An 18,258-nucleotide genomic window follows, 5' to 3' on the forward strand; every position below is an offset into this window, starting at 1 on the left:
GATCATTCCTGATAAACCGAGCCTTATCAATTTGCGAAGGAGGCTTTCAGCGCTTCTCCAATTTCCAACAGGTTTTCCTCCCAGTCCGGGGCCATGGGGTTAATCTCCACAATTTCTGCACCGACTGCTTTCGCAATGATTTCCGCCTGTTTGCGACTCTCCTGCGGTTGGACAAAGACAACCTTCACACGCTCTGCCCTGGCCTCCACAACCCGTTGATGCAATTCCTTCGCTGTCGGGGACGGGCCATTGCCACTAATGGCAATCTGACGAAGCCCGTAGCGGTCGGCAAAATACCCAAGAGCAGGATGATAGATGTAGAAAGCACGACCCGTGTAGGGTTTTAGGAGATTCTCCAGCGTATTATCAATCTCATCACATCTTGCCTGAAACGCCTTCAGCCTTTCCCGGAGCTCGGGAGCCCTTTCCGGAAGCGCTGCAATCAGGTTTGATGAAATAAGCGCTGCAATTTCCGACAAGCGATGCGGATCAGTCCAGATATGGGGATCAGCTGATTCCACTCCGTCACCACAGACCGTGCAGGCATGTCCGTCCGCCCCGTGGTGGTGATGGGCATGTTCCTGCTGGACCAGCGTATCAACGGCCCCCCGTAAATCAATTACCTTTAATCCCGGAAACCGCGCCCGGACTTTCTCCATAATGACTGTTTCATAGCCCACTCCTGTCCGGAAAAAGAGGTCAGCCCGGGCAAGCCAACTGATCGAGGACGGACGCGGCTCGAAGACTGAGCAGCTGTCCCCTTCCTGCTGCAGGGATTTCACCTCCACCCATTCTCCTCCAAGCTCCCGCACGACAGGCTCAAGGGGAATGACACTCACGCCCACACGCAGAACCTCGCCCAAGGCGTTTCCCGCGAATACGAGCACTACAAGAATAGGGACCAAAAAACTCCTGAACATACCTGTATGAGGAATTCCCATCCCATGGAAGGTCAAGCCCTGAGACAAAGTTGGTCCAGAGTTGGAGTTCCGTGAAATCGCTGGAGTCCCGACTTGTGGCGGTCTCATGTCATGTGAAGACCGCCTGAAGGCGGAACTCCAACTTAGAATCAAGGCGGGCCGCCAACGATTTCATGTGGCATTTAAAGGCGCAAAGTGGTATGGTTCCGCACCATGGAAGGCACTCTTTGGCAGAATAGCTTGGCGGTGGCGCTGTTTGCCATGCAACTGATGGGATTTATTTTGGCGGCCCGCGTCATTCTCAGCGATCGTTCAACCCATGGGACCATCGCCTGGGTCCTCAGCCTGATCCTGTTACCAATCGCCGCGGTCCCGGTCTACATCCTCCTTGGACGAAACCGGATCAGTTCCTATATTCAGGTACGCCGACGGGTCGACCAACAATTTGAGCGCCACCACACCGCCGATCCGGCTCACCCTGAAGGCGTCGTTGATGAGAAGCACATCGCCTTCGCCCGTTGGCAGATCCTTGAAGATCTGGCAAAAGTTCCCCTCACGCAGGGGAACTCCGTCAATTACCATTTCAAGGGCGTGGAAACCTATGCCTCCATCATGGATGGCCTGGAAAGGGCAAAGGATTATATCCTCTTCCAATTCTTTATCTTTCGGGATGACGAAGAGGGCCGGCCTTTTGTGGACCTTCTCAAGAAACGCGCAAAAGAAGGCATAAAAGTCTACTTCCTTGTCGATGCTATTGGATCGCGTGGGCTGCCGAAAGCATTCTTCTCGGAACTCGAGCAAGCCGGTATCAAGACAGGGGTCTTCATTCCCGGACGCAGCCTTCGAGGTCGGCTTCGCCTGAATTTCCGCAACCACCGGAAGATCGTGGTCATCGACGGAAAAGAGGCATGGTTGGGGGGCAACAACATCGGTATCGAATACACCGGGAAATCTCCCGTCTATGGTCCGTGGCGCGATACGCATGTCCATGTCATGGGTCCTGTTGTCAACGCAATCCAGCTGACCTTCCTCGAGGACTGGTTCTGGGTGACCCGCACGATGCCGTCGTTGGATTGGGATGCCGCCTCGGCACAACCGGAAAACGCCCGCGCCCTCTGCCTTCCGACAGGACCGGCAGATCCCGGGGACAATTGTACCCTCGCCTATGTACACATGATCAACCAGGCGCAGCACCGTCTGTGGATTCAAAGCCCCTATTTTGTTCCATCCGAGGAAATCATTGTCGCCCTCCAGTTGGCAACACTCCGTGGGGTCGATGTTAAAATCCTCCTGCCCGGCAAATTTGACAAGTGGCTGGTCTGGATCAGCTCGTTTTACTTCAGTTCACTCAGCCGGCTCGATAAAGTACGGTTTTTTCGCTACAAGGAGGGTTTCTTCCATAGCAAGATGCTCCTTGTCGATGATGAGCTGGTCTCCGTCGGCACGGTCAACTTCGACAACCGCTCATTCAGGATAAATTTTGAAATTTCCCTGATCCTCCAAGACTCCCGACTCGTCCAATTGTGCCACGAGCAAATGGAGCAGGACTTCCACCTCTCAGTGGAGGACCCGGTGGACCCGTTGGCTACCCGCAGCCTGATGTTCAGGCTGGCCGCTCACGGGATCCGGTTGCTGGCCCCACTACTCTGACCACCAACCGGGCAGGCGGAGGCGCTGCAATACCTCAGTACCAGACCCGGTCCAGGAAGAGCCCTTCGGCCGGTGCAGTAAGAACAAGGTTTTTACGTTCACGGCTGTCGCGGATTCTCAGGACATCTTCGGGCTCAAGCTTGCCGATCCCCACGTCGAAGAGACAACCAGCCAGACTTCGTACCATGCGATAAAGAAAGCCATCGGCTTCCGCCGCGAGAATGACTCTCGGGCCGATTCGCTCAGCCCGGAGAAGGGAAAGATCCTTGACCGGATCGTCGTCGCGCTCCTCGCCGGGATTGGCTGTGAAGGCGGAGAAATCATTCTTTCCGGAAAGTAGCTTCCCGGCGGTGTTCATTCGCTCCACATCCATGCGGCGGTTACCGGTGGACCAGAAATAGCGCGTTTCAAACGGATCGGCAAAGCCCTCAAAGAATTGGTATGTGTAGCGTTTTTTCACGACAGAAAATCGTGCATGGAAATCCTCATCAACTTCCTCAGCCTTGTAGACCTGAATACTGTCGGGATAGCCGGTGCGTAGCGCCCGGATCAACTTATCCGGTCCATGCGACCAATCCGCATCGAAATGAAACACCTGTTCGCGCGCATGAACTCCGCTATCGGTGCGACCGGATCCATGGATCACGACACGACGCTCAAACATGACCGCCAACCGGGCTTCGATAAAGTCCTGTATGGTGTTTCCTCCAGGCTGTGATTGCCAGCCTTCAAACTGTGTTCCGTCATAGGCGACTGTACATTTCCAGCGCATTTTGATCAGCCCATTTCAGGATCATATTCATCAAGTTCGGCTACGGGAGCATTCATCGTCAACCAGTCCTGAAGGATCAATGTGGCAGCTCCTGAATCGACTGCTCCCGTCTTGCGAAGGGCGCGTTCCTTGCGACCTGTCAGACCTAGTCCCTGCTCAACGCTGTGGGAGGTCAGGCGCTCGTCGATACGATGGACCGGTAGTGGGTGTTGCTTCTCCAATTGTGCAATGAAGGCATCCACTTCCTTGGCCTTGAAGCCGACCGAGCCGTCCATGTTGTAAGGATAGCCAACGACAAGGTCGGTGATTTGGCGCTCACGGATCAACTCCGCAATCCGGGCCAATCTCCCCTCAACGGTCTCCTGCACGGCAGCAGGCAAAGGGGTGGCCACGCCCAGCTCGTCGCCGTAGGCCAGCCCGATCCGCCTCTCGCCATAATCTATTCCCAAGCATCGCATGAATAAGGCGGAATTTTCCATGCCCGGCTCAAGATGGCAATCCGGAATCGTTATTGTTCTTGGAACCGTCCGGTAATCCAATAATAAGAAGATATGCCTGAAGCAAACATGGAAAAACCCGCCGAAGTGAAGCTCCGGATTGCATGGACAACGGTCGAAACGCCGGAAGACGCCAACCGCCTTGCCCATGCCATCATGGAGTCGCGACAGGCCGCCTGCGTTCAAATAGACGGGCCAGTCCGTTCCCTCTTTCACTGGGAGGGAAAGCTTGAATCCTCAAACGAGGTTCGCCTCTGGATCAAGTACCCGAAACAAAACGAGTCAGCGCTCCAGAAACTAGTTGATGAGGCGCATCCGTATGAGGTTCCACAATGGGTCGCCGTCGACGCAGTTGCTGTCATGACGGCATACGGTGAGTGGGCATCATCCGTGGCTCCATCCCAATAATTTTCTCGTCATCGAATCAGCCAAGCAGAGAATTCACGCATGAAGGATCTCCATTTACTCCCCCACCCGCTCAGGCTTGAAGAGACTGGAGGAACCGTTGATCCCAACAGTTTGGAAGTCCGGGAAGTGGTTGACCCGGCCATGGCCGGTGAGACCGGACCGGAAGCCTATCGAATTGAAGTTTCGCAAAGTGGCATTCTGCTAGTTGCCCGTACTTTGACTGGCCTGCGCTGGGCAAAAGCCACGCTCGCCCAGCTTTGCGTCCACTCGAAAATTCCATGCCTCATCATTGAGGACGCGCCACGGTTTGAGCATCGCGGCGTCATGCTGGACATCAGCCGTGATCGCGTCCCGACCATGGAGACTTTGAAGGAGCTGGTTGATCATCTGTCCGCATGCAAAATGAATCACCTCCAGTTGTATGTTGAGCACACGATTGCCTACGCTGGACATGAAGATGCCTGGCGCGCCGCTTCCCCCATCACCATGGATGAACTGGACGAGTTGGATGCCTACGCTGCCGGGAAAGGCATTGCCCTCACCGCGAATCAGAACTGTCTCGGCCATTTTGAACGATGGTTGCGGCACCCACGTTATGCTCCCCTTGGGGAACGCTCGTCCGGCAGCATGGTGCGTGGTGAGCACTTTGTCCAACCCAACACACTCTGCCCGGGCGATCCGGGCAGCCTCGCACTGATTGAGGATTTGCTGGGCCAGCTGCTTCCCCACTGTTCGGGAAACTACGCCAATATCGGTTGTGACGAGCCGTGGGACCTCGGGACGGGACGTAGCAAAGAGGAATGCGAACAACGCGGCAAAGGCGTCGTCTTTTCAGAATATGTCAGCCAAGTCGCGGAGCTATGCCAGCGCCTCGGCAAACGACCGCAATATTGGTGCGACCCGCATCCCAACGAGGGAGATGGCCTGACGCGTGACCTTGTCGCCCTCGTCTGGGAATATGAGGATGAGCGAACGTTCAAGCCACGGGTCGAGGCACACGCCAGCGTTGGCCGGGAAGTCTGGGTCGCCCCGGGAACAAGCTGCTGGAATTCCTCAACCGGTCGGACCTGGAACCGCCGGGGCAACCTCGATAAGGCAGCCTCCGAAGACATTGCCAAGGGCTTTCTCTGCACAGCGTGGGGAGACGGCGGGCATCGCCAGCCATGGCCGATTACCCTGTTCGGATTTGCCGATGCCGCCATGGCGGCATGGTCGGGACCCGGCCACTACAACGACCTCGCCAACGGGCTCCACACATTTGGTAATCCTGACCTCGGTCCGTGGCTAGCCAGGCTCGGAAATGTCGATGTGGAAATCTGCCGCGGCGAGGTGCCATGCTTTGACGGAAGCCCTTCCAAAGGCCGCCAGTTCTGGAATTCCACCGCTCTCTGGAAGGACATGCATACGCAGCTGTTCGACAGAACAGGATACGGCGATGTTGCCGCATGGGAACGCGTGCGCGAAAGGTTAACCAAACTCTTAAAACTACCCGATGGCGTGGAAGGGTTATTGGCTGATGAGTGCGCCTTTTCGGTCGACCTTGCCCGCTGGGCCGCTGATCGCGCCATAATCCGTCGTGATAATCCCACTACAAACCAGCGCAAGGAACTTGCCGCCCGCATGGTCGACATCATTGCCAACCATCGGCGCCTTTGGCTGGCCCGCTCACGCTACGGCGGCCTTGAAGACTCGACAGCCCACTACATCCAACTGGCAAGAAACTGGTAATTCCGAAAGGCAATACTCCGCTCAGGAATCTTTGTTCTCAAGGCCCTTAAAGGGCACAACTTCAATTTCAGCAATCTTGGGAATCTCCGGATGATTCAACTTTTCCGTGAAAACCTGAATATTCTGGATGTCATCGAGTGTTCCATTCGTCTTCCAGACCCCAAGCCGCGGATCATAGGCATAAATTCTTTGGCCAATATTGAAGAGCATAATCTTCCGGCTGACCTTCCATTGAAAGAGAACAAGAAAACTCTGATCGAAATGAAGCTTCAGGATACCTGACCAGCGCGGGCTGACCAAACTGGCGGCAACTTCAAGCGGGTCAGGTGGAGGCCCCATCTCGCCGAAAAATGCCTTCCATGAAAAGGGTTCCTTGGTCGCGTCCTTGATCCGCCCCAGCAGAGGCTTGACCGTTGGATTGGGATTCGGGGCGGAATAGCGGTAGATGAGTTTGACCAACTGTTCATCCTTCATGCCCTTTTGGGAAGAAAGCACCGGCGCAATCCTCCCGGGATCAACCGAGATGGTTTCGTAGTAGCCTTCCTGCCAGGCTTCCGGGTCTTCCGGATCGCCACTTTCCTCATACCAGATTTCCTCATCCCCACCCGGGTACATCCGGTCGACATAACTGGTCGCGAAACGAAACAGGACATCCTGATTGCCACGATCTGTATATTGGATCGGAACGGCAAAGCGCCGGTCCGATTCGGAAGGAGGGGCAGGGTCGTACCCGAACATGCGGTCATCATACATGTAAAGGCAGATCAATTTCATGAACTCGTTCCCATACCCGTCAATGATCGGAAAGCTGAGCACTCCCGCCCACTTCTGCCGGCCCGGAATAGTGGCCTCACGGTACTGGTCCATGAACTCCAGCACAAGGATCAGATAGGCCTTGGGGAGTTCGGGCAGTTCGAAATAGGTGAAGCTCGGGCTGTCCGATGAAAAATCCGGAGCAAAGTTGGTCTCACTATGGACCACTTCCACTGCATCCAGGTCAAAGGTGGGAAGGTTCTCACCATTGCTGTTGGATTGTTGGGCATGGAGACAGAGTGATGAAGCCAGCAATCCAATGATTGCGGCAATGGTGCGGAAAACAAAAAATTGATGTGACAGCTTCATACGATTCATCGAAATGACGGATTGATTGCTTTTTGCGAGATCAAATTTGTCCAATTAAAATAAGTACCAATTTTGCAGGAAAATACCTGCCAACCTTCTGTTTAGTAATGCCTTGGCAAAACGCCCCACCAGCGATTTAAAAACCATGTTTAAATAGAAAATAGCCCCCGGCGAAGCGGAGGCTATTACAAGAGTGATAGACTGAAAATATTACTTGCGTCGGCGCCGTACGACGAGGAAAGCCAGGACGCAAAGGCTTGTGACAAGGGCATAAGTTGATGGTTCAGGGACCACTTGGCTAAGACCCATTGACTCTAGTGTTAGGGAAGTCTCTGTAGACGTCCAGGCTCCACCCTTGGAATACACCCACCCGCTGATGCCATCACCGCTGAAGTCGGTGGCGGAGAATTCCTCAACTCCGTCCAGCAAGTACCGTACGGTGTCATTATCGAAATCAAATTCGATGGCCAAAGTGACGGCAGTAGACTGTGTGAGGCCGGTGCTATTATACTGACGGAAATACTGGGTTGCCCCGGCATTTGCAATTGTCGAAGCCCTGAGTCGCGTTGTGGAGGCTGTGTCGACCTGCCAGATGATATTGGCCACATTGGCACCTGTTGAGTCCTGGATCTTGAAATTCCATGTATCTCCGACACTCGCCGCATCGGCTGTCCAGCCGGCAAAGGTCACCTCGAACAGGTACTTCCCGGTCGTCAATGGAGAGGCGTAAAGGTTCGTCGTCCCGGCCTCATTTGCGCCATCCGGCAACTTCCTCGTGTAAACCCCTGCTCCACTACCAATTACAAACTGCCCCGAGCCGTTTGTCAGGTCTTCGGGCGTGTTGAAATTCCAGCTGCTTCCCAAACTTCCTGAATTTGAAAGGTCGTTGAGATCAGTCCCGGAGGAGTCACTTTCGAAATCCCAGTATTCCAGAGGGACTATTTGTCCTTGTGCCAAAGAAAATGACAGCAACAGGCAAAAGAGGAGGGATATGACTTTTTTCATAGTGAGTTGGTATTTGTTCGATTGATGCTAACGCTGGTTCTAAAAAAACGGGCCGAAAACCTAATGGGGTCCTTTGATATACCATAATTGAAGTGCCCTTGCTGAGCATAACAACCGGTTTCAACGGTGAAAAATCCAGGGAAAGTAGTGAATAAACGAAATATTATCCCCATGAGCTGAGTACCCGTAATAGAATAAGGCGGACCCGTTTCCGGATCCGCCCTGAATTTAACCCCTAACCCAAAAATTAATACGGGAATTCTGAAAGATCAGGGTGCAGGTGGGACGATAATTCCAGGGGCAACATCCGAGGGTGTGTTGCCAATTCGGATTTCATCGAAAACGCTGAGCCGATTATCGTAAAATGTGATCCGGTCCAGGATTGAGGAATCAATCGATCCGAAGAAGCTGACGCTGTCAAAGGCGGACAGGTCCGGGTATGTCGTTGCGGCCTGTGCGAGAGTGACCCGGTAAAGGGTGATGCGTGTCAAGGATTCAGTTTGAACCTGATAAAAGGCCTTTTCACCGGCAAGCGGAACGGGACGGTTCCAAGTCTCTGCAGCGCCTGTGCCTTCGATGGCATCTCCCGAATTGGTCCAGCCGGACAAATCAGATGAATTCTTCAGCTGGTAGCTGTAACCCTCCGCGGTTGGCATAACAATGTCCAGATCACCATTCACCGTATCCTGAAGAATGACCGGTTCCTCCTCCGGTTCACTACCGACAGCAGGGCCCCACTCTATCTCGGCAATGATCATCATGGTGTCGCCTTCTGAGAAATAAATATACTCATCAGCTGTGCTCACACCAACCGTTCCCGTGCTATACACTTTGAAGAATGCCGGTGTTAAGCGCGCGCTGGTGCTGTCAATGGGGTCCAATGGGTCCGGGGCGAAGGCACGGAAGCCAATACCGGCGGAATTCGGCGTGGGAATGAGTTGCGGTGTTGCCCCAGCCACGCCAAAGTCCTCGGAGGAAAAGGCGAAGCCAAAGTTGCCAGCCTCGTTATTGTCATTCGTTCCACCCTCACCTTGCGTGTCATTGTCGGAGAATACTTCCATCACCATAGCGATGTAGGTCGTCGTTGAGGGAATAGTCACCGCTGACTGAGCGGTAGAATTCAGAGTCCTTGAAGCAGTTGAATAAGAATTCTGGGATGAACGCTTAAGAGATCCGCCAAGGGTGGGCATGAGGCCAAAGCTCAATCCCGTGCCGGAATAGATGGCAAGGCCCGTTCCACCGGTTGCCGAACGCCACAGGCTGTCATCAGCTGTCGTGGTCGAGCGCCAGGTTGTATTGTCCAGTTCATTAAAGGTGGGGACAAAGCCCTCATTCCCGTTGGAATTAAAGCCCGTTCCAGTGAAGATGGTGAAATCCCATGGATTCAGCGTATCCACTCCATCGTAATTAGAGTAGGACCCAAAGCCTCCTGCCGCACCCGTAGCATCAACAGCAGTGGTTCCAATGTCACCACCTCCATTGCGGTAGCGGAATTGTTCTTCGACATGGAGACCCGGAACGACGGGGGGCTCACCACTGAGGTCCGTAAGGCCCATGGATTCGAGGGTTAGGGAAGTCGCTGTAGATGTCCAAACTCCACCCTTGGAATAAACCCACCCGCTGATGCCATCACCGCTGAAGTCGGTGGCGGAGAATTCCTCAACTCCGTCCAGCAAGTACCGTACAGTATCATTATCGAAATCAAATTCGATGGCCAAAGTGACGGCAGTGGACTGTGTGAGGCCGGTGCTATTATAGTTACGGAAATACTGTTGTGTCCCGGCAGTTGCAATTGTTGAAGCCCTGATTCGCGTTGTTGAGGCTGTGTCGACCTGCCAGATAATATTGGCCACATTGGCACCTGTTGAGTCCTGGATCTTGAAATTCCATGAATCTCCAACACTTGCCGCATCGGCTGTCCAGCTGGCAAAGGTCACCTCAAAGAGGTACTTGCCGGTTGTAATGGGAAAGGCATATTTGTTTGTCGCCCCATCCTCATTCGCGCCATCCGGCAACTTCCTCGTGTAAACCCCTGCTCCGCTACCAATTACAAATTGTCCTGAGCCGTTTGTCAGGTCTTCGGGCGTGTTAAAATTCCAGTTGCTTCCCAATGTTCCTGAATTTGACAGGTCGTTGAGATCAGTCCCGGAAGGGTCATCGAAATTCCAGAATTCCAGAGGAACCTCTTGAGCATTCAAATTGCCCACGATGAATAAAAAGAGCAGGGGTAGAAGAATATTTAATTTCATGACTTTTCGCGTTTAGGGTGATATAATTACAAGCTTCAGGTAATTGCCGGGAAGATATCTGGTAAAGCCGTTAAGGCAGTGAAAATTCTACCAAAAACCTTGATCATGCGCACTATTTGCCTTGATTCCGGTGAATCCCGACCAATCGAGACACCTGGATGGCAAATGAACTCGTAGTGTTAATCCTGCTACAGGAATCCCGCTCCCGCATGGCGGGAAACGCGGCGGGAACGCGTTCAGTGAATATCGGACTGAATGTAAAGCTCCAGAAGCTTGACCTGATTCATCCCATCAAGGGCTCCCGAAGCGGACAAAATACCGGTCCCCAATCATCGGGACAGTCACATTGTAGGTTCCATCGGGACTTTCAACAATTGTGGAATCGGCAGTGACGTCCGTGAAATCGCTAAGGTCCGTGCTTCCCAAGACGGTCCATGCAGTGCCGGCGGTACCCGTGAAATCGATGATAAGGTTGCCGCCTGATACCTGAATGTCGGTCAAATCAAAGTTGAAGGTGTTGAGAGCGGCCGTACTAAAGACCACCTCGTCCAGCTCGATGAAGTCACCGGTCATGTCACCACTCCCCTCAAAGGGGAACAGCGCCCAACTGAATTGGCTGATGGTTTGGGCACTGATTCCCGGCGCGGAACCAGTGTAGGAAACAAAGCGGTCATTCCAGCCGCTACCATCGTCAGTGACTGGGTCCCCCATCCAGAAGGTGTAGGTCTCAGCATCGAGATTAAAGGTGAGCCCAACGGTAATCGCAGACGAACCGGTCAGGCCCGAAGCCGCATAGCCGCCCTGGATGAGTTGGCCAGCGTTGCTGCCGTCATAATAACTACCTTGAAGGCGAAGATATTCCGTACCCCCACTGTCCTTGTAGGCCCTTACTTGTAAAAACATAATATTTTGGGCTGAATCATTCCGCAGCCTGATGCCGAAGCTTGAACCGCTACTGTTGTTGTTGAGGGCGGTATTGGAGAGGTCCCAGGCGGACAATGTAAACTGCAGAGTCACGGTATCAGTGTTACCGGCATTGATACCGAGGGGAGTATCGAAAATGTTCCCCGAAAATCCGGACGAGCGATTGACCGTGAAGGTATTGTCGAAGGCACCGCCGGTCTGGTCTGTATTGGTAACGGCAATGTTGGAATTTTCGAAAAAACTAGTCGGTGTGCCGTTAATGCCAATCAGGCTGTTGCCTGTGAAATCCCACTTCTCGACAACCACAGCGGAGGAAATCGTACTATTAACTGTGAGGACCAACACGTCATCTCCCTGCAGGCTGTAATCAAAAACTTGCGTCTCTCCGTCGTGGGTCACTGTGATTTCATAATCGCCCTTGAAGCCGCGAACGGTCCCCTGCCCGGTCGCATCAGCAAGAAAGGATTCATCGGTATTATAACGGATCCGGTGGAGATAATACCAAACCAGCCCGTTCAGTTTCACCGTTCCGTCATAATAGGCGAGAGCCTTTTCCTGTTCGTCTCCGTTATCCATAAACGTCCATGCGTTCAGGCCGGTGGCAAGGGGATGGCTAAAATAGGCGGTCAGGGTCTCCTCTGTGATTTGTGCCCGTTCAAGTTCAGTAAAGTCATAGGGATACCAGTTGTCCAAAGGCCTGTCGACAATCTCAAATTCGGTACCGACCATCTCGAAGCCGTAGGCATTCCCCCATTCCTCAAGCCGGCTGTAGGTGGTGACCGGGTCAGGCACACCGGTCGTGTAGCGATTTTGGAAGCCAATCCTGTCAAGGGGGCCGCCATCGGCAAGGATTTGGTCGATCCTCGACTTGTAGGTGTCTCGCCGGATGCTGTACTTCAAAAAGTTGGGCGCGCCCGATTCTTCCGGGGCGGAAATGATTTTGTAGTCGTTTATCAACAGCTTGCAGTCCGGATTGACCTTGTTGGCATCGGCAATTTTGAACCATTCAGCCATCTGGTCGTATCCCATGATCTCCATCAGCAGGCGGTTATTGAGGGTTTCATTGATCACGTCCCACTCGTAGACATCCCAAAGGCCTGCCCATTGGCCGATCTCAGCATCAACCACTGCTTCCACCGCGTCCTTGTCCGCTTGTGTGCGGGTGCTGTCCTTGAAAGTAAGAACGGCCTGTTGGACATCGTAACTGACAACCCCCTCGTATCCGGGAATAGAATTCAACGACTCCGGCCAGCCTTGGGACAAGTGCTTCCCATAATCCTCACCAATGATACTTCCAGGCGTATCCATTTCCTCAATACCTTGTGACCCCGGCCAGATAAGCAGATGTCCGCGCACGTCGAGCGAATTGGCATCAGCCCAGTCGAGGAAACCGGGCAGATATTCATGTAACCCCGCAAGCTTGGGCTTGAAGTTATTAGCTGTTCCCAACGCATTGAACAGGCCCTTCACCAGGCGCTCCCAGTCGGCTGTTGTGGAACCGGCAGATGAAAGGTCTCCATCTGCGTCCGTAAGGTCCTGTGCCTGGACCACCCCGCCGAACTTGAAAGCATTCTTTTTCAGCCGGACAGCCACTTCCGCCCCCTGCACGGGGAAGCCCAGCTCATCCACAACCTGTACATCCAGTTTTGCCTTGCGGTTCGCCTCAATCCGGGCTTCCGCATCAATGCGCCATTGGGGAAAGGGTGAATCCGGTTTGGCAATCTGGGCGAGGTCATTCTTTTCCGCCGTGCTCAGGGTGATACCCAGATCGGTCTCGATCTGCACAATTTCTTCCGTTGTCAGCGGTGCGGCTCGAACTTGTAAGACGGAAAAGGAGACTAGAATTATCGATACAAATCCGCGCAGAATAAGCAGGGTTTCAGGACATCTTTTAAAGGTCATTATGGGGGGGGGTTGGCAATTGGAAATCGGAAGTGGCAGACCATAAGAATGACGGTCTGCCACTCCTTAAGAATTATTCAGGGTGCGTAGACCCATCCCTTGCCCGCGTTGGCGGAGGCTTGGGGGACGTAAACATACTTATCCAAGTCGAAACTCCATACCCAGGGATCCTGGTCGACCCATACCCAGCCGATCCAGTCGCCGGTATCAACGTAACCGCCCTCCCCGATCGGGAAACCGCCCCAGAAGCCGTCTCCGCCTCCTCCGGTGTAAGTGGTGGAGAAGATAACCTGGTCGAGCTCGAGAAAGTCACCGGTCATGTCGCCATTCCCCTCAAAAGGACTGAGCCCCCAACCGAGTTGAGTGATGGTCTGGCTGCCAATTCCAGGGGCGTCGCCCGTGTAGCTGTTCAGCCGATTTACCCAACCGCTGCCATCATCCGTAGCGGGATCCCCGAACCAGAACGTGTAGGTTTCATTGACTAAATTGAAGGTCAGTCCGACCGTGATGGATGCGGACCCGGTCAAGCCGCCGACCCAACCGCCCTGGATGAATTGTCCGCCGCCAGAGTTATTGTAGTAATTCCCCTGGAGACGCAAATAGGTTTGGCTGTCATTGGGGTCCTGCCAACCCCGCACTTGTATCTGCATGACATTCTGGTTTGAAGCATTGCGCAAACGGATATTGAAGCTGGAGTCGCTGCCTGGGCTATTGGAGACGTCCCATGCGGCCAGAGTAAATTGCAGCGTCACGGTGTCTGTATTATCGACGCTGATGTTCAGCGGGTTATCCGAAAAGACATTGCCGGAGAAACCCGACGAACGGTTCACGGTGTAGGTGTTGTCAAACGCACCGCCGGTTTGATCAGCGTTTTGAACGGCAGAGGAGGCCGAGTCAAAGAAGGTGGTCGCTGTACCGTTTACCCCAATGAGGCTGTTGTCGGTAAAATCCCATTGTTCGACAATGGTCGTGGTCTGGGCAGTTGCGACAGATGCCGCAGCGGCCAGGAGAGTAATGCTTTTCAGGAGTTTATTCATGGTAATTTTGGGTTGTGAAATTCCATCCACTGCTCGCGGGTGGTATATTGCCAGCTTTCGAAAATGTTAAGAGCCGGCAAGTGCGCTTTATAATGAAGTTCTTGCTCAAACCAATGAAAAAACCCTCGTAAAACCCATTCGGGTTGTTTCGGTTTGGGATGGCAGACCAGTCCCTTCAGACTGGCAAGCGAGTGGCCTTCCGGGGTATACCCCATGTAGCTTTAGAGGACGGGAATCGGGAGATGGGCCTCGAGAATTTACTTCTTCTTGTTTAAATGGGACAGAAACTCTTCCTTTGTCAGGGCTCCGTCACCGTCCTTGTCCTTCCACTTGAAGCCTTTTTCTGACTCCGCCGGATCCTTACCCCACTTTGCCCGCATCGCCATGTACTCTTCCTTTTGCATGAGGCCATCCTGGTTTGTGTCATATTTAGTAAAATTCTCCTCCGGACCGGCCATCGTCACAGTACCGAGAAGGAGAGCGGAGATAATTGAGATAACTAGCTTTTTCATTTTTATTTCATTTGAGGTTAACAATATGGGGAGTTCGGCCATGGAATGACCAAAGGTGAATTGATCGGTTTTGAAACCACTTGTGCGATAATAAAAGGGTCTGGTACATGGGTTGCTTGCAATGAATTTAAGCACTGATAAACGCATAGGGTTCTCTGCATAGACGCACCGCCTTGGGAGTTCTGGCATCTCTTCACCGAGTTCACAATATAAGCCCAAGGAGGAATAATTTCATTGGATGCAAAGCTTGTGGTGATGGCGCAGTTGCCAGAGTATACCAACTCAAAATTACGCTACGCATGCTCAAAAACTCCCTCCTGTTCATCCTCTTATTTTCCTCCACTGTTACTTTTGGGGACCGCCCCCGGCTGCTTCCTGCTGGAAACTACAATGTCCTGTTCATTCCGATTGATGACTTCCGTGTATTGATCAACGCCTACGGGGAGACGGAGCCCCTGCGGCCCATCACGCCCAACATGGACCGGCTGACCGAACAGGGCGTCTCCTTCAGTAACGCACACTGCCAGCAGGCCGTCTGCAATGCCTCCCGGGCCAGCCTGATGACCGGCCTGCGACCGGACACCACCCGCTGCTGGAAGCTGGACACCTTTTTCCGCGACACGGTAGGCTATGACCTGAAAACCTTGCCCCAGCACTTTGCCGACCAAGGTTACTCCACTCACGGAATCGGGAAGATTTATCACAACACCAACAGCACCAGCCAGGACGACAATCCGAGCGGTGCCCGTTCCTGGAGCGATGGCTGGGATGCCAATGCCAAAGGTGCGCATGTCTGGTACGAAGCGGGAAAAGCCGCGCAGGAAGACGCCGGGGTGAAGAAAGTCTCCGCCACTGATGCCGGTGAGCTTGACCGGGCCGGTAACCCGATCACCGACGAGGCCTACGACGATGGCGCTGCCGCGGCAGCTGGCGTAGCGAAGATCGGGACTTACGCTGCGGAATACAACTCCAGTGGCACACCCTTCTTTCTCGCAGTCGGGTTTAAAAAACCGCACCTGCCTTTCAATTGTCCAAAAGAGTATTGGGATCTCTATGATCCCGCACAGATTGACCTGACCGGATATGATGGCTCACACGACATGCCAGCCGGCACCAACCACTTCACAGCACCCTACGGCGGTGAGCCGGAGGCCTTTCTCGATGTCGATGGCCATCCAGATACCAAGGCTCCCGGGATCGACGACGCCCGCCACCTGATCCACGGTTACCTTGCTTGCGCCTCATTTATTGATACACAGGTGGGCAAGCTACTGGCTGCCTTGGAAGATCCCGATGGCAATCCAGCCACGGATGACTCCGTCGCCACGAACACCATCGTCATCCTTTGGAGCGATCACGGCTTTTTCCTCGGGGAACACAACGGTTTCTGGGCCAAGCATGCCAACTATGAAATCTCCACGCGGGTTCCACTGATAGTCAAGGCGCCCGGAATGGATGCATTGGGCTCATCCGGAAGCTTCTGTCCGGCCCCCGTTGAGCTTGTCGATATTTATCCGACGCTGGTTAATTTGTGTTCCCTGCCCGATCCAGTCCAACCCGCGGGGATGGAGTTGCAGGGTACCTCCTTCCTCCCCTTGCTCGAGGACCCCAAGCAACCCTGGAAAAAGGCGGCCTTCAGTCAGTACCAACGCTACATTAATGCCAACGGAAGCGGCGATGTTGCCATCGCTCACAACGGCACCGGAATGGGTTACTCCATCCGGACAGCACGTTACCGCTACACCGAATGGTGGCGCACGGTCTCGAGCGACCAGACCCTTGACCTGCATGTGCCTGTCTATTCTTCACCTGAGCATGTTGAGTTGTATGACCATTTGGTTGATCCGGGGGAAACCGTCAACCTCGCTGCCCAGCCTGCCTATGCGGGACTTGTCACGGAGCTCTCCGCCCTCTTGAACGATACCGACAACACGTTTGCGGGAGACGGGTGGAAGCAGACAGAGGTCAACGCGCCCGCTGAATTTCCACTGGATTACTCCTCGTGGTCGGATAGTTACGGGACGCCCGGTGTGCCCGCTGGTTCTCTGGATCTCTTCATTGATCCGGACGCCGATGGATGGATGAATATTTTTGAATACAAATTCGGGACACACCCGCTTGAGCCGGATCAGCCCGACATCAATTCATGGGTTGAAGATAACAAACTGGTCATGACCTATCCGGAAATTATTTCCCGCACCGATGCCAGCCTTGAGGTCTTCAAGTCAAATGACCTCTCCGCTGCCTCATGGAATCCAAGTGACTTGATTATTGAGGGGACCGGCTCCGCCGGAAACGCTGACATCCTCAAGGCGTCCTCACCACTTGCCGAAAGCCCTCTCTTCATACGCCTTCAGGCACAAACACTTCCTTAGAAAAGAGGAAGGCGGGGCACTGTTGACAGTAATCTCGCAGGTCGAAGGCCCTGGAAGGGTTTTTGCAATGACCACCTGATCGAGTTAAATGGAGTCGCCTAATGGCGCATATTCAATGATCGGACAAAAAAATTCACTGAATTTTTGCATGGCTGATTCCCGCGGAATGCTTATACCCTTAATCGTGGTTCAAAACCTACGACAAAGTTAACCCCTAAAAATTAATCTGCAAAAACACCCTCTCCACCATGAAAAAGCTCATTACCCTTACACTGTTCACGACAGCCGCATTCGCTGTCAGCGCCCAATTCACCTATCACGAATGGACATTTGACGACCCTGTCGGAACACTCCTTGAAGAAGCCGCCAATACGGGTGATCCGGGCACTGCGGCCTGGAACGCGGGCCTCACCCATACAACCGATGGCGCGGGCAACTACCTGATCGGCAACGGGGATATTTCCCTTGGCTACAAAAGCGCCAACATCGGGCCATACGCGGGAACCCTGACCTATGAGATAGAAATTGATTCATGGGACCTCGATAATGTGGAAACCTTCCGGAATATCGAAATTCAGCTGCGTGATGCTGAAAACGCAAGCGATGTGGTAAAAGTTCAGGTCAACCAACAGGGCTCTGGAAACGTCCGTTTTCGTGTTTCGGATAATGCCGGACTCACCAATTTTGTATTTCCGGACTATGGAACACTCTCATCCGTCAGCCAGACAACCTATGTCATCTCCATCCAGCTCAACACAAACACGGGCGAATGGGAAACCAAGGTCAATGATGGTCCAGTGCAGGCAAGCGGTGTCGCCACGGTTGGCAGCCTCAATGTAATCCGCTTTGTCGTCGGGAATAATCCATATGGGACAGGTGACGACTTCTTCAAGGTGTCTCGCCTTTCCTTGTTCTCTACAGAAGCGGCACCAGCAGCAGGCTGGTTTGGATACGATATCGAGGCAGACAATTGGGTCAACACAGGCGCCTGGCTCGGCTGGGTCAACATTACCAACGACCCGTGGATCTATTTGGATGACTTGGCAGATTACATCTACCTTCCGGATGGCCAAGCGGCTGACGCGGGAGCCTGGCTGTACGTTATCAATTAACGGAACCCTGATCACCAACCCGATCGCTGTTGAGTCCGCGCCAAT

Annotated in this window: 15 protein-coding genes; 5 read left to right on the forward strand and 10 right to left on the reverse strand. The window is 53.5% G+C overall.

Features of this window, described 5'->3' with window-relative positions; all coding sequences use genetic code 11:
- Window positions 1-26 precede the first annotated feature (26 nt).
- The gene (locus tag G0Q06_RS12005; RefSeq protein WP_163966347.1) at window positions 27-920 is read right to left on the reverse strand and encodes a metal ABC transporter solute-binding protein, Zn/Mn family; all 894 of its coding nucleotides are present in this window, start codon (window positions 918-920) and stop codon (window positions 27-29) included.
- A 213-nt stretch (window positions 921-1,133) separates the two neighbouring features.
- On the opposite strand from G0Q06_RS12005, the gene cls reads away from it, so the two are divergent.
- The gene (cls, locus tag G0Q06_RS12010; protein WP_163966349.1) at window positions 1,134-2,570 is read left to right on the forward strand and encodes a cardiolipin synthase; all 1,437 of its coding nucleotides are present in this window, start codon (window positions 1,134-1,136) and stop codon (window positions 2,568-2,570) included.
- A 34-nt stretch (window positions 2,571-2,604) separates the two neighbouring features.
- Here the strand turns inward: cls and truA are convergent, their stop codons facing one another.
- Together truA and ruvX are read right to left on the reverse strand one after the other, a co-directional pair.
- Window positions 2,605-3,342, reverse strand: coding sequence for a tRNA pseudouridine(38-40) synthase TruA (gene truA, locus G0Q06_RS12015; protein ID WP_163966350.1), 738 nt, complete (start codon window positions 3,340-3,342; stop codon window positions 2,605-2,607).
- A gap of 5 nt (window positions 3,343-3,347) precedes the next feature.
- Complete coding sequence (gene ruvX / locus G0Q06_RS12020) at window positions 3,348-3,821, reverse strand: Holliday junction resolvase RuvX (RefSeq protein WP_238710793.1); 474 nt, start codon at window positions 3,819-3,821, stop codon at window positions 3,348-3,350.
- A gap of 72 nt (window positions 3,822-3,893) precedes the next feature.
- On the opposite strand from ruvX, the gene cutA reads away from it, so the two are divergent.
- Complete coding sequence (gene cutA / locus G0Q06_RS12025; RefSeq protein ID WP_163966352.1) at window positions 3,894-4,247, forward strand: divalent-cation tolerance protein CutA; 354 nt, start codon at window positions 3,894-3,896, stop codon at window positions 4,245-4,247.
- A 39-nt stretch (window positions 4,248-4,286) separates the two neighbouring features.
- Window positions 4,287-5,975, forward strand: coding sequence for a family 20 glycosylhydrolase (locus tag G0Q06_RS12030; RefSeq protein WP_163966355.1), 1,689 nt, complete (start codon window positions 4,287-4,289; stop codon window positions 5,973-5,975).
- Window positions 5,976-5,996: 21 nt separating this feature from the next.
- On the opposite strand, the gene G0Q06_RS12035 is transcribed toward G0Q06_RS12030, so the two are convergent.
- The 7 genes from G0Q06_RS12035 to G0Q06_RS12065 form a co-directional block, all read right to left on the reverse strand.
- Window positions 5,997-7,097 (reverse strand): hypothetical protein, encoded by a 1,101-nt coding sequence (locus tag G0Q06_RS12035; protein WP_163966357.1) that lies wholly within the window; start codon window positions 7,095-7,097, stop codon window positions 5,997-5,999.
- Between the two features lie 210 nt (window positions 7,098-7,307).
- The gene (locus tag G0Q06_RS12040; RefSeq protein ID WP_163966360.1) at window positions 7,308-8,102 is read right to left on the reverse strand and encodes a PEP-CTERM sorting domain-containing protein; all 795 of its coding nucleotides are present in this window, start codon (window positions 8,100-8,102) and stop codon (window positions 7,308-7,310) included.
- A gap of 269 nt (window positions 8,103-8,371) precedes the next feature.
- Window positions 8,372-10,351, reverse strand: a complete 1,980-nt coding sequence (locus G0Q06_RS12045; protein WP_163966362.1) for a hypothetical protein — start codon at window positions 10,349-10,351, stop codon at window positions 8,372-8,374.
- Between the two features lie 291 nt (window positions 10,352-10,642).
- Window positions 10,643-13,177, reverse strand: coding sequence for an endo-1,4-beta-xylanase (locus G0Q06_RS12050; protein WP_163966366.1), 2,535 nt, complete (start codon window positions 13,175-13,177; stop codon window positions 10,643-10,645).
- A 77-nt stretch (window positions 13,178-13,254) separates the two neighbouring features.
- A complete protein-coding gene (locus G0Q06_RS12055; protein ID WP_163966369.1) occupies window positions 13,255-14,214 on the reverse strand; it encodes a hypothetical protein in 960 nt (319 codons plus the stop codon).
- Entirely contained in the window at window positions 14,211-14,429 is a 219-nt protein-coding gene (locus G0Q06_RS12060) for a hypothetical protein (RefSeq protein ID WP_163966372.1), read from the reverse strand. Before G0Q06_RS12060 ends, G0Q06_RS12055 begins: the two co-directional genes overlap by 4 nt.
- A gap of 42 nt (window positions 14,430-14,471) precedes the next feature.
- A complete protein-coding gene (locus G0Q06_RS12065) occupies window positions 14,472-14,726 on the reverse strand; it encodes an EF-hand domain-containing protein (RefSeq protein WP_163966374.1) in 255 nt (84 codons plus the stop codon).
- Window positions 14,727-15,025: 299 nt separating this feature from the next.
- Here G0Q06_RS12065 and G0Q06_RS12070 point away from each other — a divergent pair, with 299 nt between their 5' ends.
- Window positions 15,026-17,101, forward strand: coding sequence for a sulfatase (locus G0Q06_RS12070; RefSeq protein WP_163966376.1), 2,076 nt, complete (start codon window positions 15,026-15,028; stop codon window positions 17,099-17,101).
- Between the two features lie 248 nt (window positions 17,102-17,349).
- Window positions 17,350-18,213: a hypothetical protein gene (locus G0Q06_RS12075; protein ID WP_163966379.1), complete on the forward strand. Its 864-nt coding sequence runs from the start codon at window positions 17,350-17,352 to the stop codon at window positions 18,211-18,213.
- Window positions 18,214-18,258 lie beyond the last annotated feature (45 nt).

Origin of the sequence: Oceanipulchritudo coccoides, assembly GCF_010500615.1 — a bacterium.
GTDB classification, from domain to species: Bacteria; Verrucomicrobiota; Verrucomicrobiia; order Opitutales; family Oceanipulchritudinaceae; genus Oceanipulchritudo; species Oceanipulchritudo coccoides.